This is a genomic window from Burkholderia sp. 9777_1386 (assembly GCF_015712265.1).
GTDB lineage: Bacteria > Pseudomonadota > Gammaproteobacteria > Burkholderiales > Burkholderiaceae > Burkholderia > Burkholderia cenocepacia.
Genome location: NZ_JACCQB010000005.1, coordinates 1 through 16,623, shown reverse-complemented (window position 1 = coordinate 16,623; position 16,623 = coordinate 1). Strand labels below are relative to the sequence as shown.

13 protein-coding genes are annotated in these 16,623 nt (G+C 69.4%); 6 read left to right on the top strand and 7 right to left on the bottom strand.

The window, feature by feature from the left end; all coding sequences use genetic code 11:
- The first annotated feature begins 16 nt into the window (after positions 1-16).
- The 3 genes from xdhB to H0X91_RS06090 all read left to right on the top strand — a co-directional run bounded on the left by xdhB (position 17) and on the right by H0X91_RS06090 (position 3,554).
- Positions 17-2,380, top strand: coding sequence for a xanthine dehydrogenase molybdopterin binding subunit (gene xdhB, locus H0X91_RS06100; protein WP_196432882.1), 2,364 nt, complete (start codon positions 17-19; stop codon positions 2,378-2,380).
- A gap of 1 nt (position 2,381) precedes the next feature.
- Complete coding sequence (gene xdhC, locus H0X91_RS06095) at positions 2,382-3,050, top strand: xanthine dehydrogenase accessory protein XdhC (RefSeq protein WP_196432881.1); 669 nt, start codon at positions 2,382-2,384, stop codon at positions 3,048-3,050.
- 102 nt (positions 3,051-3,152) lie between these two features.
- A complete protein-coding gene (locus H0X91_RS06090; RefSeq protein ID WP_006496695.1) occupies positions 3,153-3,554 on the top strand; it encodes a hypothetical protein in 402 nt (133 codons plus the stop codon).
- Between the two features lie 45 nt (positions 3,555-3,599).
- Here the strand turns inward: H0X91_RS06090 and H0X91_RS06085 are convergent, their stop codons facing one another.
- The 3 genes from H0X91_RS06085 to H0X91_RS06075 all read right to left on the bottom strand — a co-directional run bounded on the left by H0X91_RS06085 (position 3,600) and on the right by H0X91_RS06075 (position 6,789).
- Positions 3,600-4,544: a LysR family transcriptional regulator gene (locus tag H0X91_RS06085; protein ID WP_006484931.1), complete on the bottom strand. Its 945-nt coding sequence runs from the start codon at positions 4,542-4,544 to the stop codon at positions 3,600-3,602.
- Between the two features lie 69 nt (positions 4,545-4,613).
- Positions 4,614-5,252, bottom strand: coding sequence for a DsbA family protein (locus H0X91_RS06080; protein WP_006496694.1), 639 nt, complete (start codon positions 5,250-5,252; stop codon positions 4,614-4,616).
- Between the two features lie 94 nt (positions 5,253-5,346).
- The gene (locus tag H0X91_RS06075; RefSeq protein WP_059721613.1) at positions 5,347-6,789 is read right to left on the bottom strand and encodes a TAXI family TRAP transporter solute-binding subunit; all 1,443 of its coding nucleotides are present in this window, start codon (positions 6,787-6,789) and stop codon (positions 5,347-5,349) included.
- Positions 6,790-7,220: 431 nt separating this feature from the next.
- On the opposite strand from H0X91_RS06075, the gene H0X91_RS06070 reads away from it, so the two are divergent.
- From H0X91_RS06070 to H0X91_RS06060, 3 genes are all read left to right on the top strand, one after another.
- Positions 7,221-7,586 (top strand): BON domain-containing protein, encoded by a 366-nt coding sequence (locus H0X91_RS06070; RefSeq protein ID WP_006489437.1) that lies wholly within the window; start codon positions 7,221-7,223, stop codon positions 7,584-7,586.
- A gap of 135 nt (positions 7,587-7,721) precedes the next feature.
- Positions 7,722-9,812: a D-(-)-3-hydroxybutyrate oligomer hydrolase gene (locus H0X91_RS06065; RefSeq protein ID WP_080324030.1), complete on the top strand. Its 2,091-nt coding sequence runs from the start codon at positions 7,722-7,724 to the stop codon at positions 9,810-9,812.
- A gap of 616 nt (positions 9,813-10,428) precedes the next feature.
- Positions 10,429-12,264 (top strand): S10 family peptidase, encoded by a 1,836-nt coding sequence (locus tag H0X91_RS06060; RefSeq protein ID WP_048986311.1) that lies wholly within the window; start codon positions 10,429-10,431, stop codon positions 12,262-12,264.
- Between the two features lie 155 nt (positions 12,265-12,419).
- Here the strand turns inward: H0X91_RS06060 and H0X91_RS06055 are convergent, their stop codons facing one another.
- The 4 genes from H0X91_RS06055 to H0X91_RS06040 form a co-directional block, all read right to left on the bottom strand.
- Positions 12,420-13,208: a sulfite exporter TauE/SafE family protein gene (locus H0X91_RS06055; RefSeq protein WP_034178579.1), complete on the bottom strand. Its 789-nt coding sequence runs from the start codon at positions 13,206-13,208 to the stop codon at positions 12,420-12,422.
- Between the two features lie 292 nt (positions 13,209-13,500).
- Entirely contained in the window at positions 13,501-14,940 is a 1,440-nt protein-coding gene (locus tag H0X91_RS06050) for a DHA2 family efflux MFS transporter permease subunit (RefSeq protein WP_006485880.1), read from the bottom strand.
- A gap of 131 nt (positions 14,941-15,071) precedes the next feature.
- Positions 15,072-15,800 carry a DsbA family oxidoreductase gene (locus tag H0X91_RS06045; protein ID WP_196432880.1) on the bottom strand — a complete coding sequence of 243 codons (729 nt, stop codon included), beginning with the start codon at positions 15,798-15,800 and terminating at the stop codon, positions 15,072-15,074.
- Between the two features lie 183 nt (positions 15,801-15,983).
- A partial coding sequence (locus tag H0X91_RS06040) for a helix-turn-helix transcriptional regulator (RefSeq protein ID WP_196432879.1) occupies positions 15,984-16,623 on the bottom strand: 640 nt, incomplete at its 5' end.

Sequence of the window (16,623 nt, the reverse complement as noted above, 5' to 3'; positions counted from 1 at the left end):
ACGGAGAACACCGAACATGAACCAGCAAGCAGAACCGTTCCTGAGCACCCTCGACCCGCAAGCCGACGCCGCGCAGGTGCACGTGTCGCGCGCCCACGAATCCGCCCACCTGCACGTGAGCGGGCGCGCCACCTACACCGACGACATTCCGATCGTCGCCGGCACGCTGCACGCGGCGCTCGGGTTGTCGGCGAAGCCGCACGCGAAGATCGTGTCGATGAACTTCGACGCGGTGCGCGCGACGCCGGGCGTGGTCGCCGTGTTCACGGCCGACGACATTCCGGGCGTCAACGATTGCGGTCCGATCATCCACGACGATCCGGTGCTCGCGAAGGGCGTCGTGCAGTTCGTCGGCCAGCCGATGTTCATCGTCGTCGCGACGTCGCACGACATCGCGCGGCTCGCCGCGCGCCGTGCGCAGGTCGACTACGAGGAGCTGCCGGCGATCCTGACCGCGCAGGAAGCGCGCGCGGCCGAAACCTACGTGATCCCGCCGCTGAAGCTCGCACGCGGCGATGCGGCCGCGCGGCTCGCGGTCGCGCGGCACCGCGAGTCGGGCGAGATGCTGCTCGGCGGGCAGGAACAGTTCTATCTGGAAGGGCAGATCGCGTACGCGGTGCCGAAGGACGACGACGGCATGCACGTGTATTGCTCGACGCAGCACCCGAGCGAGATGCAGCACCTCGTCGCGCACGTGCTCGGCGTCGCGTCGCACAACGTGCTGGTCGAATGCCGCCGGATGGGCGGCGGGTTCGGCGGCAAGGAATCGCAGTCCGGCCTGTTCGCGTGCTGCGCGGCGCTCGCCGCGTGGAAGCTGCTGTGCCCGGTGAAGCTGCGCCCGGACCGCGACGACGACATGATGATCACCGGCAAGCGGCACGACTTCCATTACCGCTTCGACGTCGGCTACGACGACGACGGCCGCATCGACGGCGTCGCGCTCGACATGACGTCGCGCTGCGGCTTCTCGGCCGACCTGTCCGGCCCGGTGATGACGCGCGCGGTGTGCCACTTCGACAACGCGTACTGGCTCGGCGACGTCGACATCGCCGGCTACTGCGGCAGGACCAACACGCAGTCGAACACCGCGTTCCGCGGCTTCGGCGGCCCGCAGGGCGCGTTCGCGATCGAATACATCCTCGACGACATCGCGCGCTCGCTCGGCCGTGATCCGCTCGACGTGCGCTACGCGAACCTGTACGGCAAGACCGAACGCAACGTGACGCCGTACGGGCAGACGGTCGAGGACAACGTGCTGCAGGAGCTGCTCGGCGAACTCGAGACGGCGAGCGACTACCGTGCGCGGCGCGCGGGCGTGCGCGCCTTCAACGCACGCAACACGGTGCTGAAGAAGGGCATCGCGCTCACGCCGGTGAAATTCGGCATCGCGTTCAACGTCACGCACTTCAACCAGGCCGGCGCGCTGGTGCACATCTACACCGACGGCTCGGTGCTCGTGAACCACGGCGGCACGGAGATGGGGCAGGGGCTCAACACGAAGGTCGCGCAGGTGGTCGCGCATGAACTCGGCATCCGCTTCGGCCGGATCCGCGTGACGGCGACCGATACCAGCAAGGTCGCGAACACGTCCGCGACCGCCGCGTCGACCGGGTCGGACCTGAACGGCAAGGCCGCGCAGGATGCGGCGCGCCAGTTGCGCGAGCGGCTCGCGGTGTTCGCGGCGAAGCAGTTCGGCGACGGCAAGGTCGATGCGGCCGACGTGAAGTTCGGCAACGACGTGGTGTGGGTCGGCGGCCATGGCGTGCCGTTCGGCGAAGTGATCGCGAAGGCGTACCTCGCGCGCGTGCAGCTGTGGTCCGACGGCTTCTATGCGACGCCGAAGCTGTACTGGGACCAGTCGAAACTGCAGGGCCGGCCGTTCTACTACTACTCGTACGGCGCGGCCGTGTCGGAAGTGGTGATCGACACGCTGACGGGCGAGATGCGCACGCTGCGCGTCGACGCGCTGCACGACGTGGGCGCGTCGCTGAACCCGGCGCTCGACATCGGCCAGGTCGAAGGCGCGTTCATCCAGGGGATGGGCTGGCTCACGACCGAGGAGCTGTGGTGGAACCAGGGCGGCAAGCTGATGACGCATGCGCCGTCGACGTACAAGATCCCGACGGTGAACGACACGCCGCCCGAGTTCAACGTGCGGCTGTTCCAGAACCGCAACGTCGAGGACAGCATCCACCGTTCGAAGGCCGTCGGCGAACCGCCGCTGCTGCTGCCGTTCTCGGTGTTCTTCGCGGTGCGCGACGCCGTGGCCGCGGTCGGCGACTACCGGGTGAACCCGCCGCTCGACGCGCCGGCCACCGGCGAGTCGATCCTGCGCGCGATCGGCGCGGTGCGGGCGGCGAGCGCCGCGCGGGCAGGCTGACGTGAACGGGCCCGCTCGTCCACCGCATCCCGCGCCCCGCGCGTCCGCCGCTGGCTGCGACGGCGCGTGCGGCAACGCGCGGCCGTCGAACCCGCCGTTCGCGCAAGGCACCGGCCAGCGCAACCGCGCGACCGGCGCGCCGGCGCCGATGCACGTCGTGCTGTTCGGCGCGGGGCACGTCGGCCACGCGCTCGTCACGTTGCTCGGCGCGCTGCCGTGCGTCGTGCAGTGGGTCGACACGCGCGACGAGCTGTTCCCGGACGAATGTCCGCCGAACGTGCAGCCGGAGCCGACCGACACGCCGGAGGCCGTCGTCGACGCGGCGCCGCCCGGCGCGTACTTCCTCGTGATGACGCACAACCACGCGCTCGACTTCTCGCTCGCCGCGCAGATCATGCGGCGGCGCGACTATGCGTACTTCGGGATGATCGGCTCGCGCACCAAGCGCGTGAAGTTCGAGCGCCGGCTCGCCGCGCGCGGCGTCGATCCCGCGCGGCTCGTGGAGATGGTGTGCCCGATCGGCGTCGCGGGCATCGTCGACAAGGCGCCGGGCGCGATCGCGGTGGCCGTCTGCGCGGAGCTGCTGCAGGCCCGCTCGGGCATGCCGGTGGCCGCTGCGAAGGCAGTCGCGGCCGGGCGCGCACGCGACGATGTGAGTTGCATGCGATAAGACGCCGACCCCGCGCGGCCGGCGCACGGCCGCGCGTTTTTGCCTACACTGCACGACAACGCGCGGCAGCGGGCCGCGCTTCATCTCAACGTGCACGCGCCCATGTCCGATCACTCCGTCTATCTCGACGCGCTCGACGCGAGCCTCGTCGCCATCGAGCGCTGGCTGTCCGGCGTCGATACCGCGCCGGCGGCGCTCGACGCGCTGCTCGCGGCGTTTTCCAGTGAATTCACGATGATCCTGACCGACGGCCGCGTGGTCGACCACGACGGCACGCGCGCGCTGTTCGCGAAGCTGGCGGGCGCGAAGCCGGGGCTGCGCATCACGCTGTCGGAGATCCGCGTGCTCGCGGCCGACGCAGCGCATGCGGTGCTCACCTATCTCGAAGCGCAGCACGCGGCAGCGGGCGAGCTGCCTGCGCGCCGCGCGACCGCCGTGTTCACGCGTGATGCGGCGGGCGTCGTGCGCTGGTCCCATCTGCAGGAAACCTTCTGCACGGCCTGAGCGGCCGCGCTGCCTGAACAGCCGCGCTTCACGCCGGCCGCGGCGTCAGCGCTTGCGCGTGCGGACGACCGTCAGCTCGTCGGACACGCTCTGCATCAGCGCGCACAGCCACGCGATGTCGGTCGGCCGATCGGGTTGCGGGTGCGTGAGCAGGTAGCTCTTGATGCGCGGGAACGGCACGGGCGGCGTGGCGACGACGAGCGGCAGCAGTTGCGCATAGTGGGTCGCGAAGCGGCGCGTCGTCGTGAAGATCAGGTCCGACTGCAGCAGCACCTGCGGCACGATGCCGAAGTACGGCAGCGTCGTCACGATGCGCCGCGTGAGGCGCGCGCGTGCCAGGCCGATCTCGATCGCGTTGCGCTTGTCGCCGGTGTACGGCGTCGGCGCGACGTGCGCGGCCGACGCGTACGCTTCGCGTGTGAGCGGTGCGCGGGCGAGCGGATGCGCGTCGCGCATCAGGCACACGATCGTGTCGGAGAACAGGTCCTGGCGTGCGAACTGCGGGTCGGGCTTCGGCCAGTTGCCGATCACGAGATCGAGCGCGCCCGATTCGAGCGCGCCCGCGTGGTCGAGCGCGGGATTCAGCGAATCGATTTCCAGATGGGCATGCGGCGCCGCGTCGCGAAAACGCTCGATCAGCGTCGGCATGAAGAAATCGTTCAGGTAGTCGGGCGCGGCGACGCGGAACGTGCGCCGCGCGGACGACGGATCGAAGTCGCCGTGCGGCGTCGCGATGAAGTCGACCTCGCGCAGCGCGCGCGACGCGGCTTCGAGCAGCGATGCGCCGTATTCGGTCGGCACCATGCCCGACTTGCCGCGCACGAGGATCGGGTCGTTCAGCGTCTCGCGCAGCTTGCGCAGCGCGGTGCTGATCGCGGGCTGGGTCTGGTTCAGCCGCAGCGCGGCCTGCGTGACACTGCGCTCGAGCAGCAGCGTGCGCAATACGCGCACGAGCCAGATGTCGAGCGAGGCGGTACGGTCGTCGTCCATTCGTGGAGGGTGATTCGGGTGACGCGTAACCTTACCGCAGCCGCGCGTTGCCGTGCGTGATACCGGCCATCACGCACGTCCCTTCGGCAGCGTGCTGATCCGCTTGACCTCGCGCGATTCGAGCCAGTTCGGCGTGCGTGCGCAGTACAGCACCATCGGCAGCGCGTCCTCGCCCCAGAACAATTGCTGGTTCATCCAGAACGTCGGTACGCCGAACACGCCGAGCGCGATCGCGTCGGCCGTGTTGCGCGACAGCTGCGCAGCGGTTTCCTCGAATTCGATCAGCTCGTCGCCGTGGCCGACGCCGACGCGTTCGCACAGCGCCGCGAAGCCTTCCGGCGTCGACGGATCGTTGCCTTCGCGCCAGATGAAACGGAACATTTCCAGCACCGTGACGATATCGGCGCGCAGCGCGATCGCGAGGCGCAGCACCTTGTCGGAATCGAACGGGTGCGCGGGCGGCATCTTGAAGCGGATGCCGAGCTGTTCCGCGCGGAACAGCGCGTGGCGGTACGTGAACACGCGCTTGGCCGGCACGTCGGCGCTCGAGCGCTGGCCCCAGTGGCGCTGCAGGTCGGGCAGCGACACGGCCACCGGGTCGAACGGCACGTCCGGCCATTTGTCGTGCTGCTCGAGCAGCAGATACGAGAACGGCGACACGAAGTCGAAGAACCAGGCGGGTTGGGCGGTATCGAGGCCGGTTGTCATGTCGTTCTCCAGAAGGTGGGGCGTGCGGCGCCTGGCGGCGGCCTCCATGTTACGCGGCGGCACGCGCATGCAGCAATGATCGCGGATCGTCCGCTCACGCGGAACCGGGAGTCGCCCGGGGGGCGTCGCCGGCCGGCGGCGCGGGGTCGGCGCGCCCCTGCGGCGCGCTGCCGGCGCCGGGCGGGCCCGCCGGCGCGTCGTGGTCGTGCGCGGTGAGCCGTTCGCGAACGAAGCCGATGTGCTCGCGCAGCACGTAGAACTGTCCGGCGTACGCGAGCGGCATCTTCATCCGGTTCACGGCTTCCTCGATGTCGTCGAGCTCGTCGAGCAGCTGGACGCGCTCCTCCGCCGTATGTTCGCCGAGCGCGCTGCGCTCGAGCGCGATCAGCGCGCCGTACCACCGGTAGATGCGCGAGCGCACGCGCCAGCCGTACAGCGACGGCACGAGCCGCAGCCCCGGGATCAGCACGACGATCAGCGGCACGACCACCACCAGCAGCCGGTCGACGAGGCTCGCGACCCAGAACGGCAGCCGCCGGTACAGGAAGGTCTTGCCCGACTTGTAGTAGCGCGCGGCGTCGTCCGACAGCGGGAAGCCGCGCGTGACGGACGACGGGAATTCACCGGCATGCTGCAGGATCGTCGCGTGGCCGTGCACTTCGCGCGCGGCCTCGATCAGCAGGTCGGACAGCGCGGGGTGCAGCGAGTCGCGCGCGACGAGTTCGATCGTCGGCGCGACCGTGTGGATGTCGGCGGGCGGCAGGTTGCGGCCGAGATCGTAGACGCCCATCGGCAGCGTGATCGCCGTCAGGTACGGAAAGCGCCGCGCATAGGCCTCGGCCTGCGTGAACGAATACACGTGCACGCCCGGCGCGCGGAACAGCTTCGCCATCACCGGGATCTGCGTCGAGTCGCCGGACAGGAAGGCCGCGTCGATCTTGCCGTCGAGCAGCGCGGTCGCGGCGTCCTCGCCGGCGGTCGGCAACAGCTCGGTCGGGCCGCCCGGCACGATGCCGTTCATCTTCAGCAGCGCGAGGCTCAGTTCGCGCGCGCCGCTGCCTTCCGCGCCGAGCGCGAGCCGCTTGCCCTTGAAGTCGGACAGGCGCGCGACGACCGGGCCGCGGTACATGATCGCGAGCGGCACGTAACCGATGCTGCCGAGCGACACGAGATGCTCGTCGCGCTCCTTCGGGCCGATGCCGCTCTGCACGAAACCGACGTCGACCGGCGCGTTCGGGTTCGACAGCCGCGCGAGGTTCTGCGCGGAACCTTCGGACGATTGAACGTCGAGCGTGACGCCGTTTTTTGCGAGGATCGCCTTGTATTTCTGCGCGGCGTTCCAGTACGTGCTGCCGGGCGGCCCGGACGAGATCACGAGCGTGGACGGCGGCGCCGGCTGGATCAGCTTGACCGCGAGCCAGACGGCCGCGCCGGCGAGCAGCACGGTCGGGCCGATCGACAGCGCGAGGTCGCGCCACGAGACGGCGACGAAGCGGGCGAGGATGCGGCGCGGCGGGCGAGGGCGGGCAGGCTTCATGGGATCGGCGGATGACGCTGGCGTGACGCATCGGTGACGGTCGTCGCGGGACGACGCGGATTCTCGCGGCGATGGTAACCGGTTTCCCCGCGCATGCGCGAGTCGGGCGGGCTCGCGCGGCTGCGCGGCGACGGCGGCGGGCGCCGCCGCGTCAAAAGCTTTGCGCTTCCGCGGGCGCTGGATTACATTGTGCGACGCAGCCGCGCCCGATTCGCGCGCGACCCGGCACGTGATGAGACCGGGCGCGTCCGGCCGGCGGCTGTCCGGCCCGGCCGGCCCGCTTTCGCGTGCGCCGGCCGCCGGCCCGTGACGCCTCTCTCGTATCGCCGTGGAAAACACCGGCTGTCCCGCCCGTTCGCGCGCGGGCCGGCTGTTTTTGGGGGTATCCGGCCGTACTGTGCACGGCCGTTCCGGAGTGATAAGGAGATAGCATGAAGTCGATCGTGTTGAGAGCGTTGGGCGTCGCCGCCGTGGCGGCCTGTCTGTCGGGCAGCGTGTATGCGCAGTCGAGCGACGCAGCGGCAACGGAAGCGCCGGCGGCCGCGACGAGCGCGCCGAAGGCCGCCGCGAAAACCGCGAAGAAGGCGAACCGCAAGCTCGGCTACGCGGTGCGCAAGGCCATTACGAAGGCCGGCGGCATCGACGTGGCGAACATCGTCGTGCGCTCGAAGGGCGGCGCGATCTCGCTGGAGGGCACGGTGCCCGACCAGGCACAGATCGACAAGGCGGAAGAGGCGGCCAAGAGCGTGAAGGGCGTGACGTCGGTCTCGAACAAGCTGACGGTGCAGCAGCAGTAACGCCGGGCGGCGGCGCGCGAGCGCCGCGCACGCCCGTTCCAGGCGGGCCCCGGCATGCCGGGGCCCGTTTGCGCTTCAGAGGCCGAAAGCCGCGCGACGCGGCGGCGGACCGATAACGATATCGAGAGGGCGGCGATGACGAAGCTCGGGTGGGGCAGGCGGGTGGTGTGGGGAGCGGCGCTGGCCGCGGTCGCGATGCTCGGCGCCTGCAACGGCGACGATTCGGCCGAGCGCAACCGGTTGCCCGGCTTCGTGGCCGGCAGCGTGCGCACGACGGCCTACGACGGCGCGAGCGACGACCTGCTGACGGCCGGCCTCGGCAAGACGGGCCTTGCCGCGGCGAGCGCGCCCGGCTTCGCGAACCCGGCGCGGCCGACCAGCGCGGAATTGCGCCGCCTCGCGATCTGGTCGAACTACCGCGCGCTCGTCGACATGAGCGCGAACGGCGGCTACGGCCGCTTCTGGGGGCCGAACGTCGACCTCGACGGCAATGATACGCTCGGCGAAGGCAAGATCGCCGGCACCGAATATCTCGCGTACGCCGATGATGGCAGCGGCACGAAGAACGTGACGCTGCTCGTGCAGGTACCCGCCCGCTTCGATCCCGCGCAGCCCTGCATCGTCACCGCGACGTCGTCCGGCTCGCGCGGCGTGTACGGCGCGATTTCCGCGGCCGGCGAGTGGGCGCTCAAGCGCGGCTGCGCGGTGGCCTACAACGACAAGGGCGGCGGCAACGGCGCGCACGAGCTCGGCTCCGACACCGTCACGCTGATCGACGGCACGCTCGCCAACGCGGTGCTGGCCGGCACCGCGAGCCTGTTTACCGCGAACGTGACGAGCGGCGATCTCGCCGCGTTCAACAGCCGTTTCCCGAACCGCTACGCGTTCAAGCACGCGCATTCGCAACAGAATCCCGAGCAGGACTGGGGGCGCGCGACGCTGCAGTCGGTCGAATTTGCGTACTGGGCGCTCAACGAGCAGTTCGGACCGGTGATCGACGGTACGCATCACGGCGTGCGTTATCGAGCGGGCGACATCACGACGATCGCCGCGTCGGTCAGCAACGGCGGCGGCGCGTCGCTCGCGGCGGCTGAGCAGGACAGCCGCGGCTGGATTACCGCGGTCGTGGTCGGCGAGCCGCAGATCAACGTGCGGATGGCGCCGAATGCGGTGGTCCGCGCGGGTGGCCAGCCGGTGCCGTCGTTCGGCCGGCCGCTGGCCGATTACGCGACGCTCGCGAACCTGCTGGAACCGTGCGCGGCCGCGTCGGCGTCGCTCGCCGGCGCACCGTATCTGAGCGCGCTGCCGGCCGCGACCACGCAGTCGATCCGCACGCAGCGCTGCGCGACGCTCGCCGCGGCCGGGCTGGTGGCGGGCGCCGACACGCAGAGCCAGGCGGCCGACGCGCTCGCGCAGCTCCACGCGGCCGGCTATCTGGCCGATTCCGACCTGCTGCAGGCGTCGATGTGGGATTCGCAGGCGATTCCCGCGATCGCGGTCACCTATGCGAACGCGTACACACGCTCGCGCGTCACCGACAACCTGTGCAACTTCAGCTTCGCGACGACGAACCCGGCGACGGGCGCGGTCGCGCCACCCGCCGCGTCGCCGATGCCGGCCGTGTTCGGCGCCGGCAACGGCGTGCCGCCGACGGCCGGCATCAATCTCGTGTTCAACAACGGCGCCGGCGTCGACCACCGGCTCGCGACGCCCGATGCGAGCTTCGCGGGCGCGCTGTGCCTGCGCCAGCTGTGGACCAACGGGATGCTCGGGATGCCCGCGAACGTCGATACAGTGCGCGTGAACGCGAACCTGCACGGCAAGCCGGCGATCATCGTGCAGGGCCGCAGCGACGCGCTCGTGCCGGTGAACCACGCGTCGCGCGCGTACGTCGCGCAGAACGGCATCAGCGAAGCCGGGCGCAGCCAGCTGGTGTTCTACGAGGTGACCAACGGCCAGCACTTCGACGCGTTCCTGTCGGTGCCGGGCTTCGACACGCGCTTCGTGCCGGTTCACTACTACAACGTGCAGGCGTTGAACCTGATGTGGCAGCACCTGAAGAACGGCGCGCCGCTGCCGCCGTCGCAGGTGATCCGCACGGTGCCGCGCGGCGGCACGCCGGGCGCCGCGCCCGCGCTGACGAGCGCGAACCTGCCGCCGATCTCGGCCGCGCCGGGCGCGAACGCGATTTCCGTCGGCGCCGGCACGATCGACGTGCCGCTCTGACGGCCGGGCCGTCGCGCCCCCTCCCGCCAGCCGGACAGCCGTCCGGCTTTTTTATCGACGTCGCCTGGAATCGGTCCCGTACCGCCTTCTATCTGAATGGCGAGCGCTGTAACAAATTATTACTTTACGGCGATAAATCCGGAACCTAATATGCGCCGATATTTTCACTTAATTTAATAAATTACTGATACGAGAATATTCCTTTCCGTTTGGTTAATCGATCCTTTCGGTTTTATTCAATCTGCTCGAGTCGCGATTGATCGCCGTTTCGCGATTAATCGGTGTCTCGCCGACGGGAATCGTTCGTCCGTTCGAAGTGAAGGTGCCCCGGTGGGCGGGCTTCACGGGGTGATTCTTTGTCATCGATTTCGTGCGCGTGCGAATTCGTGAAATGAATTCATATTGCCGCGAACCGTTGAATGGTCGTTTGCAATGGAATTGATTCCATTGTGCGGTTGCAAAAACATGGGTGGGGGTAAATCGTGCCGGTCGGTATGCGCCGATCCGGTAAAAAACTCGGAGTGCGTCGCATAACGAATGCATTCCTGGTGCGGAGCGTCGGCGCAAATGATCCTTTGCGACCGGCGGTATTTATCGTTCTGTTCGAGAGGCAATAATGACGACACGGAAGTCCTTGAAAGACGGTTTCGCGCTATTCGGAACGACCTTGAGCGTACCGCTCGCCGCCGCGGCGGCCGCGGCGCTGCTCGTCACGGGATGCGGCGGCGACGACGGGCCGAGCCCGAGCGCGGCGGCCGCCACCGCGGCCGCGACGTCCAGCGGCAGCACGTCGGCCACCGCCGACGCAACGACCGCCACCGCGGCCGACCAGCCGTACGTCGACACCGACGTGTACGGCACCGGGCCGAACGACGCGGTCACCGACTCGACGGAAGGCGCGGCGGTCGTGCACCGGCAGGTCGCGATCGGCGGCAAGACGATCAAGTACACGGCCACCACCGGCCACCTGACGACGATCGATCCGATCACGTCGGCGCCGAACGCGAAGATGTTCTACGTCGCGTACACGCAGGACAATCCGGACCCGTCGAAGCCGCGCCCGGTCACGTTCTTCTACAACGGCGGCCCCGGCTCGTCGTCGGTCTACCTGCTGCTCGGCTCGTACGGGCCGAAGCGCCTGCAGTCGTCGTTCCCTAACTTCACGCCGCCCGCGCCGTACAAGCTGCTCGACAACCCGGACAGCCTGCTCGACCGCACCGACCTCGTGTTCATCAACCCGGTCGGCACCGGTTACTCGACGGCGATCGCCCCGGCGAAGAACAAGGACTTCTGGGGCACCGACCAGGACGCGCGCTCGATCGACCGTTTCATCCAGCGCTACCTGACCAAGTATTCGCGCTGGAATTCGCCGAAGTTCCTGTACGGCGAGTCGTACGGCACCGCGCGCAGCGCGGTCGTGTCGTGGGTGCTGCACGAGGACGGCATCGACCTGAACGGGATCACGCTGCAGTCGTCGATCCTCGACTACGCGAACGCGCTGTCCGCGCCGGGCACGTTCCCGACGCTCGCGGCCGACGCGTTCTACTGGAAGAAGACGACGCTGAACCCGACGCCGACCGATCTCGACGCGTACATGGTCCAGGCCCGCAACTACGCGGACAACACGCTCGCGCCGCTCGCGCAGAAGCCGAACCCGCAGGACGGCGGCTTCGTGAACGTGCGGCTGAACCTGAAGCTCGCGACCGCGCAGCAGATGGGCGCTTACATCGGCACGGACCCGACGTCGCTGATCCAGACCTTCGGCAACCCGGCCGCGCTCGGCAACGTGCCGTCGTCGGACGACAACCCGCCGTACACGTTCTTCCTGACGCTCGTGCCGGGCACGCAGATCGGCCAGTACGACGGTCGCGCGAACTTCACGGGCAAGGGCATTGCGCCGTACATCCTGCCGAACTCCGGCAGCAACGATCCGTCGATCACGAACGTCGGCGGCGCTTATACGGTGCTGTGGAACAGCTACATCAACACCGACCTCAAGTACACGTCGACGTCGTCGTTCGTGGACCTGAACGACCAGGTCTTCAACAACTGGGACTTCAGCCATATCGACCCGACCGGCGCGAACAAGGGCGGTGGCAATACGCTGTACACGGCCGGCGACCTGGCGTCGACGATGAGCGTGAACCCGGACCTGAAGGTGCTGTCGGCGAACGGCTATTTCGACGCCGTCACGCCGTTCCACCAGACGGAGCTGACGCTCGCGCAGATGCCGCTCGATCCGACGCTCAAGGCGCAGAACCTGACGATCAAGAACTACCCGTCGGGCCACATGATCTACCTGAACGACGCGTCGCGGACCGCGCTGAAGGGCGATCTCGCCAGCTTCTACGACGGCATCCTCGCGAACCGCACCGCGCTGCAGCGCGTGCTGAAGCTGCAGGCGCGCACGCAGCAGTTGAAGCAGCAGAAACTGCAGCAGCAGGGGCAGTAAGCGCGGCGGGCGGCGGAGGCCGCCCCGGATGGACGACAGCCCGATCGGCGCAGGCCGGTCGGGCTGTTTTGCTTGGATAGCGGATGATCGCTCGGTGTGTCGGACGCGCCGGCCGGGAGCGGCGTAACCGTGAGGCTGGGCGGAGCGACGCGCCGTTACGCCAGCACGAGCCGCACGCCGACCGCGACGAGCGTCGCGGCGAGCAGGTTGCGAAGCAGCCGCTCGGGCGCGCGCGCCGACAGCAGGCTGCCGAGCACGATGCCGGGCAGCGAACCGAGCAGCAGCGACAGCAGCATCGACCAGTCGACCGAGCCGAGCAGCCAGTGGCCCATGCCCGCGACCAGCGTGAGCGGCACCGCATGCGCGATGTCGGAACCGACGATGCGGGTCGTCGCGAGCAGCGGATACAGCAGCAGGAGCACGGTCACGCCGATCGCGCCGGCGCCGACCGACGTCATCGACACGAGCACGCCGAGCACGGCGCCCGTCAGCACGGTCGACCACAGCGTGCGTGCGGGGTTCGGCGCGAGCGGGTTGCGCGCGGCGAATGCCGTGAGCTGCGGCCGGAAGATCAACGCGAGCGACGTGAGCAGCAGCGCGACTCCGAGCACGAGCTGGATCATCCGCGCGGTGCCCGGCGTGTTCATCCCGTGCGTGTGCAGCCACCACAGCGTGAGCGCCGCGGCCGGCACGCTGCCCGCCGCGAGCCGGCCGGTGATGCGCCAGTCGATCGAGCCTTTCAGGCCGTGGACCAGCGTGCCGGTGGCCTTGGTCGCGGCCGCGTACAGCAGGTCGGTGCCGACCGCCGTCGCGGGGTGGACGCCGAACAGCAGCACGAGAATCGGCGTCATCAACGAACCGCCGCCGACGCCCGTCAGGCCGACGAGAATGCCGACGAACAGGCCGGACAGGGAGTACAGCAGATCGATATGGGGAAGCGACATCGGAAGCAGGCGGTTATGCGGCGTTCGGCGACGGCGCGCGGCCGCGGCGGCGCGCATCAAAGTCCGCCATTGTCGCAAAAGTGGCGCGTCAATGTACGACCGCGTTAAAAATCGGCCGGGAAGGCTCGCGCGGGCGGCGGCCGGCGGGATGTGAAACGGGCGTTTGAGCCGGGGGCGAGGATCGTCGTCAGCCTGACAGGTATGACGAACCGCGCGCCTCCGCTGCGCGCAAAAAAGGGCGCGACACTGCGCGCCCTGATTCGATGCAGGCTCCCGGTTCGGCTGCCGACGGTCAGTGCAGCGCCGGGCCGGCGCCTTCGACCGCGCGTGGCGGCCGGATCCGCAGCGCGAACCCGATCAGCGCGGCCACGGCCGCGAACGCCGCGCCGAATGCGAAGGCCGCGTGGTAGCCGCCGTTCAGCGCGTCGAGCGGCGCGGCCCGCGCCGCCGCGAGCGCGTCGGTGCGGGCGCCGGCGAGACTCGCGAGGACCGCGAGCCCGAGCGCGCCGCCCATCATGAACGCGGTGTTGACGATGCCCGACGCGAGCCCGGAATCGGCCGGGTCGACGTCGCTCATCGCGGCGAGCAGCATCGGATTGAACGCGACGCCCGCGCCGATGCCGAGCAGCGTCATGCCGGGCAGCACGTGCCACACGAAACCGCCGTCGACCGGCGCGCGCGAGAACAGCGCGAGTCCGCATGCCGCGATCAGCAGGCCGGCGGCGATCGGGCCGCGGATCCCGAAACGCATCACGATCCGGGCCGACAGCCCGAGCGAGAACGCGGCCATGATCAGGTTCGCCGGCAGGAACGCGAGGCCGACCTGCAGCGGCCCGTAGCCGAGCACGCGCTGCATGTACAGCGCGGACAGGAAGAACCACGCGAACATCGCGGCCGCCCACAGCACGGCGATCGTGTTCGCGAGCGCGACATTGCGCGCCGCGAACAGCGTGAGCGGCATCAACGGATGCGCGGCGCGCGACTCGATCGCGATGAACAGCGCGAGCAGCACGACGGCCGCGCCGATCAGCGCGACGGTCTGCGTCGACAGCCAGCCGGCCTCGTTGCCGCCGACGATCCCGTAGACGGCCAGCATCAGCGACGCGGTCACGGTGATCGCGCCGGCGACGTCGAGCCGCGCCGTGCCGGCCGGCGCACGCGTGCGCGGCAGCAGCGCGACGCACATCGCGTAGACCGCGACGCCGATCGGCAGGTTGACGAGAAAGATCCAGTGCCACGACAGCGAGCTCGTCAGCAGCCCGCCGAGCAGCACGCCGATGCTGCCGCCGCCCGCGCACACGAAGCCGTAGACGCCCATCGCGCGGGCGCGTTCGCCGGGTGCCGTGAAGAGGTTCATGATCAGCGACAGCGAGACGGCCGACACGACCGCGCCGCCGAGCCCCTGCACCGCGCGCGCGGCGATCAGCATCGCCTGCGATTGCGCGAGGCCGCAGGCGAGCGACGCGAGCGTGAACACGACGAGGCCCGCGAGGAACATGCGTCGCTGGCCGTACAGGTCGCCGAGCCGGCCGCCGAGCAGCAGGCAGCCGCCGAACGTCAGCAGGTATGCGTTGACGACCCACACGAGGGCCGTTTCGGTGAAGTGGAGGTCGGTGCTGATCGACGGCAGCGCAACGTTCACGATCGTGCTGTCGAGCACGATCATCAGCACGCCGAGACAGAGCACGATCAGCGCGTACCAGCGCTTCTCGCCGTGAATCCCGTGGGTCATGGGCCTGCAGCCTTCTGATAGTTATTTGAAAGGATGCATTGTAGACGTCGACGGCGCGGGCTTCCTGCCGGTTTGTGGCAGGAGCGTCGCGTAGTGGCGCCCGGCCCGGCGCGCGTGCAGCGGGCGGCGCGTTACGACCGGGGCAGTTCGCAGCCGTCGGGGCCGCAGGCGGCCGCGTCGCTGCCGCCGAGTGCGACGATGCCGTCGCGCCACGCCTGGTCGAGCGCCTGCGCGAACGCGTCGGCCGGCTGCGCGCCGGACACCGCGTAGCGGCCGCCGAACACGAACAGCGGCACGCCGCGCCCGCCGATCTGCGCGGCACGCGCGATGTCGGCCTCGACTTCGTCGCGGTGCGCGTCGCTGTGCAGCACCGCTTCGACGGCCGAGCGCTCGAGCCCGGCTTCGACCGCGAATTCGGTCAGCGCGGCATGATCGAACAGCGAGCCGTGTTCGCAGAAATACGCGCGATACAGCCGCTCGGTCAGCGCATGCGCGCGACCCGTGGCTTCCGCGAGCTTGACGAGCCGGTGGCCGTCGAGCGTGTCGCCGACGAGCGTGCCGGGCAGGTCGTAGCGCAGCCCGACGCTCGCCGCCGCCTCGGTCACCTGGCGCAGCATCTGGTCGACCTGCGCGGGCGACATCCGGTACTTGCCCGCCAGCATCGCCTCGACCGGCTCGACGGGCTGGCCGGGCATCAGCCGGTATGCGCGCAGCGCGACGTCGACGCGGTCGGCGTGCGCGAACGCGGCCAGCGCCTCGTCGAAGCGGCGCTTGCCGATCCAGCACCACGGGCAGATCAGGTCGGACCAGATTTCGACGGTCAGGGTCGGGCGGGCAGTCGGGGCAGGAGCGGTCGTCATGGGCGGTCCGGGACGGCAAAAAGTGTAACCAAGACTATATCATTTTATGTTTCGACGTTTCGTCGTCCGCGGGACCGTGCGGAAGGGGCCGCGCCCGCCTGTCGCGAAGCATGGACGCGAAACCGGCAGTCCAGCCCGGTACCGATGACCGGGCCGGCCGTCATTACGCTCGCCGCGTCGCGTTCAGGCGTCGCCTTGGGTTTCCTTCAGATGCTTGAGGTGCTTGTAGACCGTCGCGCGCCCCATCCCGAGCACGTTCGCGACGTAGTTCGCCGCGCTCTTGCCGCGGAACGCGCCTTCCGCGTACAGCGCCTCGACGAGCTCGCGCCGGTGTTCGCGCGTGAGCCCGTTCAGCCCGACCTGGCGCTCGCGCAGCCAGCCGTGCAGGAATGTGTTGATGCGCTCCTGCCAGTCGTCGCGGAACAGCTCGTCGGGCTGCGCGACGACGCCCGCGCCCTTGATGAAGAGGTCGAGCGTCGCGCGTACCTCGTCGAACACCGCGATGTTGAAGTTGATGCACATCATCCCGGCCGCCCGGCCTTCGTCGTCGAACAGCACGTTGCTGACGCAGCGCATGCGCCGGCCGTCCCAGTTCAGCTTCTCGTACGGCCCGATCACGCGCTCGCGCGCCGAATGATCGATTTCCTCGAGCGCCGAATCGTCGCCGACCTCGCGCTTCGACAGGTTGTTCGCGAGATACAGCACGGTTTGGTCGTGCAGGTCGTGGATCACGACTTCCGCGTACGGGAAGAACAGCGCGGCGATACCGTCGGCGATCGGCGCATAGCGGGTGAGCAGCAGGTCTTTGACGGGAGATTTCTTC